Raw genomic sequence first — 17,276 nt, forward strand, 5'->3', positions numbered from 1 at the left:
GCGCGAGGGCGGTGAAGCGCGCTTCGTTCTGATCGCGCGAGCTGTCAAGCCTTTCACAACAAACGGTATTTATCAGACACACCTCTCCGCAGGCTGGAGTTGGATGCAATGCTCCTTCCAGGAAAAAGCCCGCCATCTCTGTAACGATGGCGGGCTTTTGCATTATATTCGCACTGAAGAACCTGCCGACAGCGGCCGTCCGGGATCAAAACTCTTCCCAGTCGTCCTCTTCCTTAACGGCAGCCCCGCCATGTCCGACCGTCTTCATCTGCGGGACCGCACGGCTGGATGGAGCAGCGGACTTCGAGGGCTTGTGGAATTCCTTCTCGACGCGCTCGGTCAGCTGCCTGATCGGAAGGTTGCGCATCGACGACCTGCTCTGGCCCGTCGTCTGGAAGCGCTCGACCGCCTGAACCAGACCGTCCGTCTCGCTGGACAGCGTCCGGGCAGCTGCGGAGGTCTCTTCGACCATCGCCGCATTCTGCTGGGTCACCTTGTCCATATGATCGGCGGCACCCGAGACTTCCTTGAGGCTCGTGGCCTGCTCGCGGGCGGAAGAAGCGATCTGAGCGACCAGATCTGTCATCGCGGTCACCTCGCCAACAATCTCGGTGAGGGAGGTTCCTGACTGGGTGACGAGGTCCACGCCCTGCGCCACCTGTTCGCGGGACGCGGCGATGAGTGTCTTGATCTCCTTGGCAGCTTCCGCCGAGCGCTGGGCGAGACCGCGAACTTCCTGAGCGACGACAGCGAAGCCCTTGCCCGCCTCTCCGGCTCGCGCCGCCTCGACGCCAGCATTGAGGGCGAGGAGGTTCGTCTGGAAGGCGATCTCGTCGATGACGCCGATGATCTGGTTGATCTGCTGGGACGACCCTTCGATGCGGTTCATGGCATCGACGGCCCGAGCGACGATCGCACCACCATGCTCTGCCTTGGTCCGCGCGCCATTGGCGGTCTGCTGAGCCTGACCGGCACTGTTGGCCGTTTCGTTGACCCCGCCGGAGACATCGCTTAGCGCCGCGACGGTTTCCTCGAGGCTCGCCGCCTGCTGCTCCGTGCGCTGCGACAGATCATTGGCCGCGGTGGTGATTTCGGACAGACCGGTGCGGATCGCCGTGATCGAGGTCACGACGGTGCCGATCGCCTCCTCAAGCTGAGCAACACTCGAATTGAACTTGGCTCGGATCGGCTCGAATTCCGGCGAGACGGAGGTTTCCATGCGGACGGTCAGGTCACCGTCCGAAAGGCGATCGAAGCCGACCTCGACCAGTCTGACGAAGGTCTTGAGATCTTCGGCCCGTGCATGCTCAATTTCAGCCTGGCGCTCCTTGGCCTTGTTTTCGTTGACTGCCGCAGCTTTCGCGGACTGCTCGAGTTCATCACGCTCGATCGCCTGCTGCTTGAAGGTGGCGACCGCAGAAGCCATCTGCCCGATCTCGTCCCGAGCTTCCATTCCAGCAACGTTGATGGACTTGTCGCCCTTGGCAAGCCTCAGAACGAGGGCTGACAAGTTGGAGAGCCGGCGTGCAATGATTTTGTTCAGGACAAAGCCCATCACAAGGGCGGCGCTGAGCATCACCGCCATGCCGATGCACACCACCCAGATCATCAGCGTCAGCGCCTCATTTTCCGCTGCAGTCACTTCTGCAACGGTAGCCCTGGCCGAGTCACGAAATCCGTCCAGTGTATTCTCAATCGGCTCGATAAAGGTGTCCGCCTTGCCTGAATTGAAAATTGCAAGGGCCTGCGGATAAGTCGTCTCACTGCGAGCCAGGCGAATAACGGGATCAGCGATCTCGCTGTGCCAGGCATCCATGTCCTGAAGGACTTTTTCAAGCTGCGCGAACGACCCGCTATCGACAAGTGTATCCAAAGTATTGATAGATTTAACGAACGCCTCGTAGTGCTCCTTCGCTCGTTGAGCGAAGTACGGATCTTTCGTGATCATGTAACCGCGGAGAGAATTCTCTTGACGGGCGAGCTTGAAACGCGAATCGACGGCAGCTTCGGTGACTGCGATGGCCTGATCCTTTTCGTGCGCCTTCTCAAGCGCAACCACGCTATCCCAGAGCAAGACACTCATCGTCGTTGCTGCGATCAATGCGACAGCCCCGACAGCAATTCCGATTTTTCGTCCGACTTTGAGATTTTTGAGATCGAACACCAACATGTCTCCGCGCTTTCGAGGGGCCATCCGAAAAGGAGGCCGAATTCGAGGCTATTCACATCGGAGGCGGTAAAAGAATGGTTAATGACGCTAAGAAAATTAGTTGTGATGCCTTGGTTTACATACCTATCAGATGATACGATCCCTACTTAAAATCAATTTATTAGACCTTCTAGAAGTATAATTTACATTCCCTTACGGAATAAAATGGGGGCCAGCTGGCGGCACTACGCCGCGCCTACATGAAGGCACCCTGCCGGCTTATCTTTGCTTATCCGGAGCATTTTCTACCTACGGGAAGAAGCAAAGACCTCTTAGCCGGCCTGATGCGCCGTGCAGGTGTACATCGCGCTGAAGATGTCTTCGTGCTTTACGAAATAAAGATCATCTTAGATCGAAAGTCCGCGAATACCACGCGGACTTTCGAACATCGCGCTACCCGACGTCCGACCGACCCGGCAATGCAGATAAGTGCCGGTCAGAGGCGTTATCAGCCGTTCGGTTCACGCTGATAAAGCCACGGCGTAACTTTGCGCTGCTTTTCCTCGAAAGCCGAGATCGCATCGGCCTGATCGAGCGTCTGGCCGATCTCGTCGAGACCGCGCAAAAGGGCGTCACGGCGATAGTCCTCGACTTCGAAGGCAAAAACAGTGCCGTCCGCGAGACGGACTTCCTCAGCTTCGAGATCCACGGTGATCTCCTCGCAGCGCTTGGCAGCGTCCATCACCACATCCACCTCGTCCGGCGACAGTGTAACCGGCAGAATGCCGTTCTTGAAGCAGTTGTTGTAGTGGATGTCGGCATAGGAGATCGCGATCACCGCGCGGATGCCGAAATCGTACATCGCCCACGGGCTGTGTTCGCGCGAGGAACCGCAGCCCCAGTTCTCGAGGCTGACGATGATCTTGGAATTCCGCCAAGGCTCCTGATTGAGCACGAAATCAGGGTTTTCCGATCCGTCCGGTTTGAAGCGATGCTCCTGAAACAGCGACCAGGCGAGGCCCTTCTTGGTGACGGCCTTCAGCACCGGCTTCGGCGTGATCATGTCGGTATCGACATTGTTGAGCGGGATCGGCGCGGCGATTCCGTTGACGGATACGAACCTTTCCATCTTATCGGCCTCCGTTCCAGCTGCGCACGTCGACAAACCGGCCCGCGATCGCAGCGGCCGCCGTCATCGACGGGCTGGCAAGATGGGTGCGTCCGCCCGGCCCCTGCCGGCCAATGAAGTTGCGGTTCGAAGTGGACGCGCAGCGCTCGCCGGGCGAGAGCTTGTCGGCGTTCATGCCGAGGCACATGGAGCAGCCCGGCTCGCGCCATTCGAAGCCGGCTTCGGTGAATATCTTGTCGAGCCCTTCCTGTTCGGCCTGCGCCTTCACGAGCCCGGAGCCCGGAACCACCATGGCCGAGGTGATGTTCTCGGCGATCTTGTGTCCGGAAACCACGGCGGCGGCGGCGCGCAGATCCTCGATCCGGCTGTTTGTACAGGAGCCTATGAAGATGCGGTCGAGCGGTACATCGCCAATCGCCTGACCTGGTTTGAGGCCCATATAGTCGAGCGCGGCCTGGATCGCCTGCCGCTTTTTCTCATTCGCGGCCTCGTCCGGGCTCGGCACAATGCCGGAGACAGGGATGACGTCCTCTGGGCTCGTGCCCCAGGTGACCATGGGCTGGATGTCCGCTCCGTCGAATTCGATCTCGCGGTCATAGGTCGAGCCTTCGTCACTCGGCAGCGTCGACCAGTAGTCGATCGCCTGTTGCCAGTGAGGCCTCTTCGGCGCGCCCGGCTTGCCCTCGATATAGGCGAATGTCTTCTCGTCCGGCGCGAAGAGCCCAGCCCGCGCCCCGGCCTCGATCGACATGTTTGAGATCGTCATGCGGCCCTCCATAGAGAGAGCGCGCATCGCCTCGCCGGCATATTCGACGACGTGGCCGGTGCCGCCGGCCGTTCCGATCTTTCCGATCGTCGTCAGCATCAGATCCTTGGCCGTCACCCCGAAGGCCAGCTTGCCGGAAACGGAAATCCGCATGTTCTTGGAGCGCTTGGTGAGCAGCGTCTGGGTCGCCAGCACGTGCTCGACCTCGGACGTGCCAATACCGAAGGCGAGCGCTCCAAAAGCGCCGTGGGTCGCCGTATGGCTGTCGCCACAGACGATCGTCATGCCGGGCTGGGTTAGACCCTGCTCGGGTCCGATCACGTGGACGATGCCCTGCCGTCGGTCTGTCTGGTTGAAATAGGTGACGCCGAAGGCCTCGGTGTTTTTCGCCATCAGTCGCAGCTGCTCGCGGGAATCGGGCTCGGCGAGATCGTCGCGGCGGCCGGCGAAGGTCGGGACGTTGTGGTCCGCGACGCCAAGCGTCGCTTCGGTGCGGCGGACCGGGCGACCGGCATCGCGCAGGCCCTCGAATGCCTGCGGACTGGTGACCTCGATGACGAAATGCTGGTCGATATAAAGGATCGTCAGCCCGTTCGCCTGAGCGGCGACCACGTGACTGTCCCAGATCTTGTCGTAGAGGGTTTTTGCCATTTGCCGTTTCCATCCCGCATGTCTGCGCTGCCCGTGCGCGATTGCGGTTCTATCCCAAATTCGTACGATCAGTCATCCACGGGCTCTGTCCCGAGGATCCAGTCCAGAATCCGTTAGATAGGGATAATCGATCGCCGATTTCAGGCGAGATGTCTCCGGCAACTCTGGACCATCGGGACGGAGCCCGAGGATGACGGAAGGCGAAACCGCGAAGCCTCAGTAATACTGGCCGTGGCGGTAGTCCCAGCTGAGAAAGTGGTCCGAAAGCAGCGACATGATCTTGTCGTTGTCGAGGCCTTTTCGGATGACGATCGGCGCCGGAGAGACCATGCGCTCGCCCTTTTGCTCGGGAACGAGCGTCCCCTTCTCGTCGACCATCGAGACCATCACGCCCTGCTCGTAGCGCGAGCCCTCGTCCTTGTCCGGCTGGATCGAAGCGACGTAGTCGTTCGCCGAGATGATGAGATCGGCTTCCGCCTCGATGCGATCGCCTATGCCTTCGACGAGGCCGCGATTGCCCTTGCCGGACGGGTTGGCCGAGGAGGCGAAGGCGAGCTTGCCATGATCGCGCCAGAGCGCTTCGGCGAGCTGTTCCGAGGGCGTGCCGAAGCGGATGACGAAACAGCTGGTCTCACGACCGTCCATCACGAAGTCTCGGCTACCGTCGTCCGGAATCTTCGAGATCGCGTCCTTCTTCCACGGCAGGATGCAGCCGAGCAGGATATTGCGGTCCCAGTGGGCCTGATAGAAGGCCTCGATCTCCGGGTTCATCTCGGCGAGGCTCTTCAGCTCCTCCATGGAACCGCAGAGGACGACGCCCGGTTTGTTGCGCTTTCGCACCTTGGCGTCGAACTTGCGCTCGAGGCCGGCCTTGTCGGACACCATGATGATGTAGCCGACCTTGGTCGGCGAAACGATCATGCCACCGCCGCGGGTGAGGATGTCCAGCCCGTCTTTCTGCAGGTCTCCGGTCCAGGCGACGGTCTTTTCGTTGGCGGCCATGTCCACTCCATCAAAGGTCTCGTTGCGCGGGAAAACTCATACGCAGCGCCGGGCGGCGATGCGGCGGCTTCCCCTGCGAAAAATCGACAATGGAGGCCGCAATAGGCGGAGTGGCGCCTTTTTGAAAGAGAAAAAACGCCGAAACAAGATGTGGAGTCCTTCTGAGGTCGTCAGCTTTCGACGCGCGCGTAGATATCCTCATGCCGGACGATATCGTCCTCGCCCAGATAGGAGCCGGTCTGCACCTCGATCAGCTCCAGATCGATCTTGCCCGGATTCTCAAGCCGGTGGACGCTGCCAAGCGGAATATAGGTGCTCTCGTTCTCCGAAAGCTTGAACTGCTTCTCGTCGATCGTCACCAGCGCAAGGCCGCGCACCACGATCCAGTGCTCGGCGCGGTGGTGGTGATGCTGCAGTGACAGCCGGCCGCCCGGCTTCACGACGATCCGCTTCACCTGATGGCGATCGCCCTTGTCGAGAGAGCGATAATTGCCCCAGGGCCGGAAGCTCTGAAGATGCTCTTCCGTAAGCACCGGGCTCGCTCCCCTCACCTTCTCGACGAGGCTTTTCATCAGGTCGCCCTTCGAGCGATCGGCGACGAAGACAGCGTCCTCTGTCACCGCGACAACCAGATTTTCGACACCTGAAAGCGCCACGAAGGCGCCGCTCGACCAGACGACATTGTCTTTGGCACCCACCGAGACGCAGGTTCCGTGGACGGAATTGCCGTCGCCGTCCCGATCCAGGATTGGCGCGAGGGCATCCCAGTCGCCGATATCCGACCAGTCGAAGCCGGCGGTCGCGACCGCGATCGCCTTTGAGCGCTCCATGACGGCGTAGTCGATCGAGCGCTTGGCGGCCTGACGGAAGGCTTCGGGATCGAGGCGTACGAAATCGAGGTCCCGGACGGCCGCCTCAACCGAGCGGTGGACGGCCGAAACCGTTTCAGCATCGCTTGCCTCGTATTCAGAAATCAAGAGATCGGCCCGGCAGAGGAAATTGCCGGAATTCCAGAGATAGCCTTTTTCGAGATAGGTTTGGGCGGTCGCGAAATCCGGCTTTTCTACGAACCGCTTCGCCTTGCGCACCTCGACGTCGCCTGCCTCTGGCATTGCTTCGCCGGGCTCGATATAACCATAGCCGGTAGCCGGCTTTTCCGGCGCGATGCCGAAGGTCACAATATGGCTGTGACGTGCGACATCCGCCGCGCCCGCGACGGTATGCCGAAACCCTTCAACGTCATCGATCCTGTGATCGGCGGCAAGGGCCAGGATCAGTGCTTCCGGTGAAACCTCGTTCGCCACGAAGAGCGCGGCCGCCGCGAGCCCCGGCCCCGAATCGCGCGCCTCCGGTTCGAGCACGATCGTCACATCGATCCCGATATCCTCGGCCTGTTCGGCGGCGAGGAACCGATGATCGGTATTGGCGATCACCAACGGCTTGCCGAAGCCCTCGGCATTGACGCGAATCAGAGTCGCCTGAAAGGGAGAAAGTTCGCCGAAAAGCGGCAGAAACTGCTTCGGCCGTGTGCGCCTGGAGGCGGGCCAGAGCCGCGTTCCCGACCCGCCGCACAGAATGACGGGCACGATGGTTGCGTTCGGATCGCCTGCGGCCATGAGTGCCTCCTATCCGGACGCGGTGCGAGCATCCGCTCACAGAGGAGAAGTCCGCGCGTCCGGTCGACTATTATTTTCAAGCCCCATTACCACAGGAAAGGGTTTGGAACAGGTTACGGCGGTCACCCGCGCAAGCGCTCGCGATCCGCTGACGCTGCGATCGGCTCGTCAAAGCTTCGCCGCGGATCTGGAAGCGCGCCCTCTTTCATCGAAACACGCTGGTGAAGATGCACCATGAAAGAGGCGGCAAACAGCGGTGTCAGGATGTTGAGGATCGGCACGCTGAGGAAGGCGGCGATGACAAGACCGGCGAAGAACACGGTCGAACTGTTCCGCTGACGCAATTCGCGCGCATCCTCGCCGATCCGGTAACGCATCGCGGCAAATTCGAAATATTCCCGGCCTAGCAGATAGCCGTTGACCAGGAAGAACGCGACGAGATTGATTCCCGGCACGAGAAGCAGCGCCAAGGCGACAAGGTTCCCGAGGATGACGACGCCAAAGAACTTCACCGACAGGATCATGCCCGGGACAAGCGGCATCGCCCGCCCGTTCGGAGCACCCGGATAGGACTGTGTCTCTACCACCTCAGCGACATCGTCGAGGAAAAGACCGGCGATGATCGCGCTGATCGGCCCGATGAGGAAGGCGAGAAGAACCGCCAGCATAAGCCCGAGAAGCCACGAGGCGACCGTCCCGGCCTGATCGACCCAGTTCGGCAAATCGGGAAAGAGATCGACGAGAAGCGGCAGCGCGAAGCTCTCGAAGACGAGGCTGATCGCAAACCACAGCGCCACCAGGACCACGGCCGCGAGCCCCAGCATCTTCCAGAGCGCCGCGCGAAAGGGCTCTGAAAAGATGTCCGAAAAGGCGAGCCGAGCGCTCGTGAAGATCATTGTGGACCCTCCCACTGAATTTGAAGGATGATTACGCCGAGAGATACGGAATGAAACCCTTGTATTCGCCGCCAAAAGCGGCGCTCGTTCGGCGTATTGTTTCAGACATCAGCATAACGTCTTTTAGAAACGTAGAACGCTGGACATATCTGGAAACTCACAGCTCTGGCTTTGACCTGATGGAGCGAGGCAGAGACTTTCGGCGGTTTCGAATTTTAGTGTCAGCCGCGCCGTAGGACGCGCAGGCCGAACAAGCTCGCAGAAGCGATCTGCAACAATCCATAGCGATGAAAGCGATGGAAGAGCTTTTTAACGGCGTGTCGCTGACGGCACGAGCAGCGATCTCATGTCCGCATGTTCATCCTTCAAACTGATCTCACCGCTATGACCTGCCGACGGCGCTAAGATGGCTCTCCAAAAAACGGGTGGTTCACCGATCCCCACCGTGACTATCTCCTGGCCAGAGGAGATTCATGCCATGCTGGACACCATGAAACCTACCAAAGATATGCCGGCCAACGTGATGAAGACCGAGAGCGATCTCGGCGGAGGAAGCTTAGCTTCAGATTGCTCTATCGCCGCCCAAGGAGCGGACTACGACATCGTCAAACGCGCCATCGAACGGGTTTCGCTCGATTTCCGTGAGCAGCCGACGCTCTCCGAGCTCGCACGCCGGCTGGATGTCGATGAGACGCGGCTCTCCGCGACTTTCCGGCGTTGGTGCGGTCTCTCGCCGAAGGCCTTTTTGCAAGCGGTCACCCTCGATCATGCACGGCGTTTGCTGGGCGAGGGTTTACCGCTTCTCGATGCGGCCTATGAGGTCGGCCTGTCCGGTCCCTCCCGTCTTCACGATCTCTTCGTCAAACACGAGGCGCAGTCGCCCGGTGCCTACAAGACGAAGGGGGAAGGGCTCGAACTCTCGTACGGATACCACGGCACACCGTTCGGGACGTCCATTGTCGTTGCTACGGAACGCGGGCTTGCGGGCATCGGCTTTGCCGAGAAGAGCGCCGACGGGCGTGAGGAAGCGCTCGCCGATATGCGCAGACGTTGGCCCAAGGCGACGTTCTCCGAAATGCCAGAGCACACACGTGCCCTCGCGGATCGGGTGTTCAATCCCAATGCCTGGCGCTCGGACAAGCCGCTTCGCATCGTTCTGATCGGCACGGATTTCGAAGTGCGCGTCTGGGAGGCTTTGACGGAAATTCCATTCGGTCAGGCAACGACATATTCGAGCGTAGCCGAGCGGATCGGCGCGCCGAAAGCGGCGCGGGCAGTCGGCGCGGCCGTGGGGCGCAATCCGATCTCCTTCGTCGTCCCCTGCCACCGGGTGGTGGGCAAGAGCGGCGCACTCACCGGCTACCACTGGGGGATCACGCGCAAGCGGGCCATGCTGGGCTGGGAGAGCGGCGTGCTCGCGCGGGAATAGGCGAACAGAACCTGAGCTCTCAGCCGCGCCCGCGATAAGTCGGCACGCCCTGATCGGGCAAGAAGACGCCTTCCGGCGCCGGCCCGGTCTGCCAGAAGACATCGATCGGGATGCCGCCGCGCGGATACCAGTAGCCGCCGATCCGCAACCAACGCGGCTGGGTAGCCTCGACGATGCGTTTAGCCACCATCACCGTGCAGCTTTCGTGAAAGGCGCCATGGTTGCGGAAGCTCGTCAGGAACAGCTTCAGCGACTTCGATTCGACGAGGCGCTTCTCGGGCACGTAGTCGATCACGAGATGGGCGAAATCCGGCTGGCCTGTCACCGGACAGAGGGAGGTGAATTCCGGGCAGGTAAACCGAACGACCGTCGGTGTCGCGTCACCGGTGTCGAAGGGCACGGTCTCAAGGACAGCCTCCTCCGGCGTTTGCGGTGTATCCGTGTGGCGGCCGAGCTGGGAGAGGTCGCTGGTATCGGTCATCGCTTTGGATCGAACTTTCGGTTTTCCAGGCGGTAAATCTGATAGCTATTCCTACGTCCTGCCGTGGCTTTCAAGGAGCGATCTCCGCCTCACAGCCGGCTTCCGCTAGCATTGAGGCCGAGCATCGAGAGGCTGGAAACGGTCGAACGCCTTGCTTTCGCCGTTCGCCGACGATTAGTGCACAGACGACCGGCTTTCCGAATCTGGAGAAAAAGACCATGCGCGCAACTATGCTTGGCCTCACCGCAGCCCTGATGCTTTCAGCCTGTTCGACGCCTTCACCGGAGGTGCGGAGCGCGAACTGGGAGAACAACGCCTATCTCCTCAACGAGCCCGCGACGAACTACTGATACCACGCATATCTTTCGGCTTCAGTGCGCCGGTTCGGCCTTCTTGCCACGGATCGAATGATAGATCGGCGCGATGATCTTGCCGACGATCGGGATCAGGATGAGGCCGGCGACGAGGCCGATCAGGCCCGATCCGATGGCAAAGACGAGCCAGTGCAGGAAGCCTTCCAGCGCGCCCGTCCCATGAGCGAGCGATTCGGCAAGTCCCTCTATGAAATGTTCGGGGCCTGCGAAGCCGAAATCGGCCAGGCTGTGGACGAGAATTCCGCCGCCGACCCACACCATGGCAGCCGTGCCGACGACGCTGAGAAGCGTCATGAAGTACGGCATGGCGATCACGATACCGCGCCCGATTGACTGCACGATACTGCCGGCCTTCGATTTCGCCATGGCAAGTCCGATATCGTCCATCTTCACGATGATCGCGACGGCACCATAGACGGCGACCGTAACGCCGACCGCTACGATGGCAAGCACCGCCACGCGGGTCCAGAAGCCGCCGTCATCGGGAAGTCCGGCCAGCGTGATCGCCATGATCTCCGCCGACAGGATGAAGTCCGTGGAAATCGCGCTCTTGACCTTCTGGTCCTCCAGCTTCTGGGCGTCTTCTGGCTTTGCGCCGGTCTTCTTCTCGTGACCGTGCGCCTTGTGGGGCACGACCCATTCGAAAATCTTCTCCGCGCCCTCGTAGCAGAGGTAGAAGCCGCCCAGCATGAGGAGTGGCGTAATCGCCCAAGGCGCGAACTCGGCAAGAATCAGCGCGACTGGCAGAAGGAAGAGAAGCTTGTTCTTCAAAGAGCCGAGCGTGATGCGCCAGATAATAGGCAGCTCCCGCTCCGGTTTGAAACCGGTGACGTAACGCGGCGCGACGGCTGCATCGTCGATGACGACGCCGGCTGCCTTCGATCCGGCCTTGGCGGCCTGGGCGCCGACATCGTCGAGTGAGGAGGCTGCGACCTTGGCGATGGCCGAAACGTCGTCGAGAAGGGCGATCAGTCCGACACTCAAGGGGCGTCTCCGTTTATAGCTCTGTGCTCGCCGGCTTCATTAGTAACCGGCTTGGAATTGTTTGAAGGGTTTATAGGGGCGATGATCCGTTCGGCGAAGGATTGCCAACGATGAAGTGCGTCATCCCTCCAGATGTTCGGAAGCATGTCGATCCGCAATACCGAAAGAATATGGAAACAAAAACAGAACAAACTGGCTGCGTGGTGGATGAAACGACCCGTCATCGAAATCGCGCTTGATGTTGTTGCCGGGACGCGATTGAAACGAGCCGAACCTGCCGAGGAGGAAGCCCCATGCGCGAGATCGTGTTCGATACCGAAACGACCGGCCTCGACAACACGGTCGACCGAGTGATCGAGATCGGCGGCGTCGAGCTCTGGAATCATATTCCAACCGGCAAGACCTACCACCAGTACATCCGCCCGGCCGGCCGCAAGGTCGATCCGGCGGCGTTCGACGTCCACGGCATTTCGGACGAATTCCTGGTCGACAAGCCACTTTTCGAAGAGGTCGCCGACGAGTTCGTGGCGTTCTTCTCCGATGCCAAGCTGATCGCGCACAATGCGAATTTCGACATCGGCTTCCTGAACGCCGAACTCAAGCGTCTCGATCAGCCGCCGATCGAGCCCTCGCTCGTCATCGATACGCTGGCGATGGCGCGGCGCAAGTTTCCGATGGCGCCCGCAAGCCTCGACGCGCTCTGCTCGCGCTTTTCGGTCGACACGTCGAAGCGCGAGAAGCACGGCGCGCTGCTCGATTCGGAGCTGCTGGCCGACGTCTACATCGAGCTGATCGGCGGCCGCCAGTCTTCGCTCGGCCTGACGGTGGAGGCAGACGACACCTATGCCGGCGGCGAGTCGGGCGGTCCGATTGCTGTCAAAGCCCGTGAGACGCCACTCGCACCAAGGCTGAGTGAAGACGAGAGGGAGCGCCACACAGCCTTCGTCGAAAGCCTCGGCGAAGAGGCGCTCTGGTGGCGGTATCTGCCACGCGAGTCGACCACAAGCGCCGCGGCGGAATAGGCTCGACTAAGCTCGCCATATCCTTTCGGAGTGTGACAGGACCAAATGAGTGCCTCGAACCAAATGGCGCTTTGCTCAGGCTGCAACCGACGGAAATCGCAACCCCGATTTAGCGGGAAATGATTCGTCGCAACACACCAGTGACCGAGCCGTCCCTCAGTTTATCGAGGGTCAGCAAGCTCGTCAGTTCTGGACCCTCCACGTTAAGGAGGGACTTTTCGTCGAAGACGTCGATTGTTTCACAGGGCAAAACCCGGTCTGACCATGTGACAATCGCCTGCTGCTCTCGACAGCAAAGGGCGAACGGCCCTGGCGATGGAAAAGCCACGACGGCGAAGAAGCCCATGACCGGGTCAGCGAGTTTCTCAGAACGACCGGGATCAACGGCAGGGCTGACGCGCCCTGGCGCCAGCGCCCGCCCCTGCAGGAACGAGCACGGGCTTTGACACCCGCTTGCGCGCCATCTCCCGCGTCGTCACCGGAACGCCGCGATAGAGCTGCTTGACCGCGTCCACCACCACGACGCCGGCAAAGACCGGCCAGGCCCGGCGGCCGAAGCGTTCGAGTGGCAGGCTGGCGGAAAGCATGGAGCGCTTGCGGAAGGGTGGAAAGAAGAGCGCTTCGGAAAATGTCGCGGGCGTGAACATCGACGCGCGCAGCAGCCGCTGGAGCTGGCCCCGCGACCAGGGCCGGCCAGAGCCGAAGGGCGTATGCTCGAACCGCGCCCAGACGCCGCGCCGGTTCGGAGCGACGATGACGACCCGGCCTCCGGGCGCGAGGACCCGCCAGATTTCTTCGAGAAACGCCTCCGGGCTCTCGGCGAATTCCAGCGCATGGGTAACGAGGATGCGATCGATCGAGGCATCACCGAGCGGCAGGCTTTCAAGGCCGACCAGTGACGTCTGGGACGGACCTCCATGGGGCCAACACGCAGCGCCCTGCGGCGCGGGCATGAAGGCAAGCGCACGTTCGGCATCGCCGGCAAAGCGGTCGAGATAGGGCGTGCCGTAGCCGATCGAAACGAGGCGTTCATCCGAGATCGGCTGCCAGAGCGGCGTCAGGGCAAGACCGATCGCACGACTCGCCTGAAGCCCCAGGGGGCTGTGATAGAAGTCGCGCAGGTCGATGATGTCGGCGTTCGTCGTCAGACCTCGATGCCCTCCCGGCGCGTTGCAGCCCGCCATGCCTCCAACGATATAGGCCGGAGGCATGGCGGGCTGCAACGCGCCACTCATGAATTCGCTGGGGAGAGGCTCGAAGGCTTGGCGCCTCAGGTCTTTCGCTTATGTGGCCACTTACCACAGAAACAGACCGGGAGACGGGAAAGATGGCAGAGATCGAAATCCGCCAGTTCGGATGCCGGAGCGACAATTTCGGCGTTCTCGTCCGTCGCGGCGATACGACCATCGCGATCGACGCACCTGAAGAAAAGCCGATCCTCGACGCGCTTCAGGCCGAGGGATGGACACTCACTCATATTCTGACGACGCATCATCATACGGACCATGTCGCAGCAAACGAGGCTCTCAAGGAGAAGTTCGGCGCCACCATCATCGGACCGAAGGGCGAGGCTTCGAACATTCCCGGGATCGACGAGACGGCCGAGGGCGGCGACACACTCGATGTCGGTGGGATCGAGGCGCGGGTGATCTCCACGCCCGGCCATACGCTCGGCGAGATTTCCTATTACCTGCCCGAAGCGAAGGCCCTGTTTGCTGCCGATGCCCTCTTCTCCCTCGGTTGCGGGCGGCTCTTCGAGGGTGATCCGGCGATGATGTGGACGTCGCTCCAGCGTCTGCGCGAGTTGCCCGACGAGACGATGCTCTATTGCGGGCACGAATATACGGCGACGAACGCACGCTGCGCGCTGGCGCTCGATCCGGACAATCTTCTTCTCAAGGAGCGGGCAAGCGAGGTCGAGCATCTGCGGGCGGCCGGAAAACCGACAATTCCCGTCGAACTCGGCCGGGAAAAGAAGACCAACCCCTTCCTGCGGGCCGATGATCCGGATTTTCAGAGCGCCGTCGGCATGGCCGGCGCCGATCCGGTGGATGTCTTCGCCCATGCCCGCAAGACGCGCGACGGATACTGAGCGCCATGCACGCGGACGTTCAGGCGATTATCGAAACGCTCGGAATGGAGCGGCATCCCGAAGGTGGCTGGTTCCGGGAAACGTTCAGGGACGAAAATGTCGACGAGCACGGCCGCTCGCGCTCGACCGCGATCTACTATCTGCTGAAGGCAGGCGATACGTCCGAATGGCACCGCGTCACGGATGCGTCGGAAACCTGGCATTTCTACAGGGGCGCGCCGCTCGTTCTGACGGTGTCGCCGGACGGCCATGACGCCTCTGCCCACTATCTCGGCCCCGAGATCGAGCACGACCAGCGCCCGCAATTCGTGGTTCCGGCGAACTGGTGGCAGACGGCGACCAGTCTTGGCACCTATACGCTGGTCGGATGCACCGTCTCGCCGGCTTTCACCTTCGACAGTTTCGAGATGGCACCGAAGGATTGGCGGCCGACACCGCGCAAAGCATCTGGCCGATAGCTCCGATGAAAAGCGCGGATCGCATCAGCGAGCCCGCACTCTTTTTCCCAAGAAGTGCCGGCTGATCGTCAGGCCGGCGTGATCGGGAACGTCTCCTTGAAGACATTGCCTTCCGTATCGGTGGCCTTCACCTCGAAAGGCTTTTCCGTTTCGCCGGAATAGTTGAAGCGGAAATTCGGGTCTTCCGAAATCGAGATGCCACCGGTCATCGAGAACAGAGCCTCGCCGCCTCGTGTCACGTCGATCGTGTCGATGAAATGGGCCGGAATATAGAGAAGCGTCACCTGATCCTTCTGGAGGCCCGAATTGTTGGGATGGCGGATCTGGAGCTGGGCTTCGCGCTTGTCGGCCGAACCCTCGACTTCGCCGAAGGTGCGAAGCTTCATCTGACCCATCTGCCGGGCCGCGACTTCCGGGTCCTTGGCCGCCGGAGCCGCGCAGCCGCCCGCGGCCTTCACGAAGGCCTTGGTGACGAAAAGATTGCCCGCGCCGTCCTCCGCAACGACATGAACATCGGTATAGGCATTGACCCGTACCCGCGTGGAAAGCTCGGTAAGGCCGGCGCCTTCGGCAATGTCAAAGGTCGCAGCGACCGGCGATGGGTTCTCGTCGATGACGAGCGTCACCTTGCGGATATCCTTCTCCGGATCGAGGCTGATCGTCATCGGCACGACGGCCGGGTCTGCGGCGCGGCTCGGCGCATCGAGTGATACGACGTTCGTGTCGGCCTTCAGTTCCTTGTCACCGAAGAGATCGCTCTTCAGATAGCTCCAGGCCGAGTCGGCACTCTCGGCCGCCTGTTCGGGCGTCTGGGCGCTTTCCGCAAAGGCCTGAGCGGGAACTATGGCAAGCGTACCGGCGACGATCGCGGCCGTCGTCAGTTGAAGCAGATCGAGGTTTCTCGGAAGCATGCGGGTCTCCTCCCCTTCATGTTCAAGTGAACGCTCCGCGCTGGTCGGATCGTTTCGCCACGCAGAATATCATGCGTGATCATTTTCACTAATGTGACGCAGAGACGCTTCGCCAGCAAGGGTAAGGCCATCATACTACCGTGACCGACAACGACAGCAGAACGCCGCTTACTCCCATTCCAGTTCGGCGAACGCGGCCGTCGCGTTACGCCGGCGAAAACCCTCGGAGAGTTCGAAGGTCTCGGCCTCTTCCCGAGCAGCGGTTTCCGCGGTCTCCTGCAGTCGGTCGCCGTTTGCAATCGCCTCACGGACATCCTTCGCCAGAGCTTCGAGATAGACCGTCTGATGCTCCATCGCTTCCGGCCATGACGCATCAAGCGGGCCGTGCCCGGGAATAACGTGATCGGCTTCGATTTTTTGGAGGTCGGGAGTTTGCTCCATCCAGCCCCGAATGCTGCCATCGACGACCGGAATGTGATCCATGAAAACGAGATCGCCGGTAAAGAGCGTCTTTGTCTTTTTATCCCATACGGTCAGATCGTTATCCGTGTGAGCCGTCTTCCACGCGGTCAGAACGATCTCCCGATGACCGAGATCTATCGTCCGCGGTTCGCCGATCGCGACGCCTTCGTCCGGCCCGATGATCGTCAGCCTCTCGATTTCCTCCGCCCCAAGCTGTTCGGCCATCGAAGTCTTGTAGGAGTCCGCTCGGGCGGCAATCGCGGCACCGAGCTTCTCGTGCCCGAGAACTGTCGCGCCCGATTCGGCGAAAACCTGATTGCCGAAGACATGGTCGGGATGCATGTGGGTGTTGATCACGTAGCCGATTGGCTTGTCCGTGATGTCACGGATGGCAGCCAGCGCTCTCTCGCCGACGGCCACGCTGCCACTTGTATCGATCACGGCAACGGCCTCCTCCCCGACGATAAAGCCGAGATTGGCGATATCGCCCTGATTGTCCGGATCGGTTTCCGCAACTATGCCATGATGGGCATAAACCCCTGATGCGATTTCAGAATAGAACGCGCCTTCGTTCGGCTGCTGCGCCATGGCGATGGTAGACGCAGCGAAGAAGGCGAGCACCAGTGCAGCACGAGATGCGCGCTTGCAAAGCTGGACAAACCCGGCAGGAAAATGAATAGTGCGAGCGTCGACCATAGGAGGAATCTGGCCTGGTTTTGCATTTGGGCAATGTTCGACGCGAAAGCCCATGCATCTACGCAGTCGCAGGGCGTATGCGTCGTTTTGACCGCTCGGGCGTCTCGTTCGCACCTGCAAAAAACCGGCTCGTTTGAGCCTCTCCCTGCGCGCGTCTC

General features: G+C 60.9%; 16 protein-coding genes. 5 read left to right on the plus strand and 11 right to left on the minus strand.

Annotated features, from left to right (window positions below):
- Positions 1-205: 205 nt before the first annotated feature.
- The 6 genes from ABRA89_RS10215 to ABRA89_RS10240 form a co-directional block, all read right to left on the minus strand.
- Positions 206-2,083 carry a methyl-accepting chemotaxis protein gene (locus ABRA89_RS10215; RefSeq protein WP_349941357.1) on the minus strand — a complete coding sequence of 626 codons (1,878 nt, stop codon included), beginning with the start codon at positions 2,081-2,083 and terminating at the stop codon, positions 206-208.
- Positions 2,084-2,657: 574 nt separating this feature from the next.
- Positions 2,658-3,278, minus strand: coding sequence for a 3-isopropylmalate dehydratase small subunit (gene leuD, locus ABRA89_RS10220; protein WP_349941358.1), 621 nt, complete (start codon positions 3,276-3,278; stop codon positions 2,658-2,660).
- 1 nt (position 3,279) lies between these two features.
- Positions 3,280-4,695, minus strand: a complete 1,416-nt coding sequence (gene leuC, locus ABRA89_RS10225) for a 3-isopropylmalate dehydratase large subunit (protein ID WP_349941359.1) — start codon at positions 4,693-4,695, stop codon at positions 3,280-3,282.
- Between the two features lie 216 nt (positions 4,696-4,911).
- A complete protein-coding gene (locus ABRA89_RS10230) occupies positions 4,912-5,697 on the minus strand; it encodes an L-threonylcarbamoyladenylate synthase (RefSeq protein ID WP_349941360.1) in 786 nt (261 codons plus the stop codon).
- A gap of 170 nt (positions 5,698-5,867) precedes the next feature.
- Positions 5,868-7,313, minus strand: a complete 1,446-nt coding sequence (locus ABRA89_RS10235; RefSeq protein WP_349941361.1) for a mannose-1-phosphate guanylyltransferase/mannose-6-phosphate isomerase — start codon at positions 7,311-7,313, stop codon at positions 5,868-5,870.
- Positions 7,314-7,435: 122 nt separating this feature from the next.
- Complete coding sequence (locus tag ABRA89_RS10240) at positions 7,436-8,209, minus strand: sulfate transporter family protein (RefSeq protein ID WP_349941362.1); 774 nt, start codon at positions 8,207-8,209, stop codon at positions 7,436-7,438.
- A 523-nt stretch (positions 8,210-8,732) separates the two neighbouring features.
- Here ABRA89_RS10240 and ABRA89_RS10245 point away from each other — a divergent pair.
- Positions 8,733-9,638 (plus strand): bifunctional helix-turn-helix domain-containing protein/methylated-DNA--[protein]-cysteine S-methyltransferase, encoded by a 906-nt coding sequence (locus ABRA89_RS10245; RefSeq protein WP_349941455.1) that lies wholly within the window; start codon positions 8,733-8,735, stop codon positions 9,636-9,638.
- A 19-nt stretch (positions 9,639-9,657) separates the two neighbouring features.
- Here ABRA89_RS10245 and queF read toward each other — a convergent pair whose 3' ends face one another.
- Positions 9,658-10,119, minus strand: coding sequence for a preQ(1) synthase (gene queF / locus ABRA89_RS10250; protein ID WP_349941363.1), 462 nt, complete (start codon positions 10,117-10,119; stop codon positions 9,658-9,660).
- A gap of 218 nt (positions 10,120-10,337) precedes the next feature.
- Between queF and ABRA89_RS10255 the strand changes: the two genes are divergently transcribed.
- Entirely contained in the window at positions 10,338-10,469 is a 132-nt protein-coding gene (locus tag ABRA89_RS10255) for a hypothetical protein (protein ID WP_349941364.1), read from the plus strand.
- 21 nt (positions 10,470-10,490) lie between these two features.
- On the opposite strand, the gene ABRA89_RS10260 is transcribed toward ABRA89_RS10255, so the two are convergent.
- Entirely contained in the window at positions 10,491-11,477 is a 987-nt protein-coding gene (locus ABRA89_RS10260) for a DUF808 domain-containing protein (protein ID WP_349941365.1), read from the minus strand.
- A gap of 293 nt (positions 11,478-11,770) precedes the next feature.
- Here ABRA89_RS10260 and dnaQ point away from each other — a divergent pair, with 293 nt between their 5' ends.
- Positions 11,771-12,499, plus strand: a complete 729-nt coding sequence (gene dnaQ / locus ABRA89_RS10265) for a DNA polymerase III subunit epsilon (protein WP_349941366.1) — start codon at positions 11,771-11,773, stop codon at positions 12,497-12,499.
- A gap of 380 nt (positions 12,500-12,879) precedes the next feature.
- Here the strand turns inward: dnaQ and ABRA89_RS10270 are convergent, their stop codons facing one another.
- Entirely contained in the window at positions 12,880-13,683 is an 804-nt protein-coding gene (locus tag ABRA89_RS10270; RefSeq protein WP_349941456.1) for a class I SAM-dependent methyltransferase, read from the minus strand.
- Between the two features lie 143 nt (positions 13,684-13,826).
- On the opposite strand from ABRA89_RS10270, the gene gloB reads away from it, so the two are divergent.
- Together gloB and ABRA89_RS10280 are read left to right on the plus strand one after the other, a co-directional pair.
- Entirely contained in the window at positions 13,827-14,591 is a 765-nt protein-coding gene (gloB, locus tag ABRA89_RS10275) for a hydroxyacylglutathione hydrolase (RefSeq protein WP_349941367.1), read from the plus strand.
- A 5-nt stretch (positions 14,592-14,596) separates the two neighbouring features.
- Positions 14,597-15,049, plus strand: a complete 453-nt coding sequence (locus ABRA89_RS10280) for a cupin domain-containing protein (RefSeq protein ID WP_349941368.1) — start codon at positions 14,597-14,599, stop codon at positions 15,047-15,049.
- 68 nt (positions 15,050-15,117) lie between these two features.
- On the opposite strand, the gene ABRA89_RS10285 is transcribed toward ABRA89_RS10280, so the two are convergent.
- Complete coding sequence (locus tag ABRA89_RS10285) at positions 15,118-15,960, minus strand: quinoprotein dehydrogenase-associated SoxYZ-like carrier (protein ID WP_349941369.1); 843 nt, start codon at positions 15,958-15,960, stop codon at positions 15,118-15,120.
- Positions 15,961-16,128: 168 nt separating this feature from the next.
- Positions 16,129-17,118: a quinoprotein relay system zinc metallohydrolase 2 gene (locus tag ABRA89_RS10290; RefSeq protein WP_349941370.1), complete on the minus strand. Its 990-nt coding sequence runs from the start codon at positions 17,116-17,118 to the stop codon at positions 16,129-16,131.
- Between the last annotated feature and the right edge of the window lie 158 nt (positions 17,119-17,276).

Source organism: Fulvimarina thalattae (assembly GCF_040239565.1).
GTDB lineage: Bacteria > Pseudomonadota > Alphaproteobacteria > Rhizobiales > Rhizobiaceae > Fulvimarina.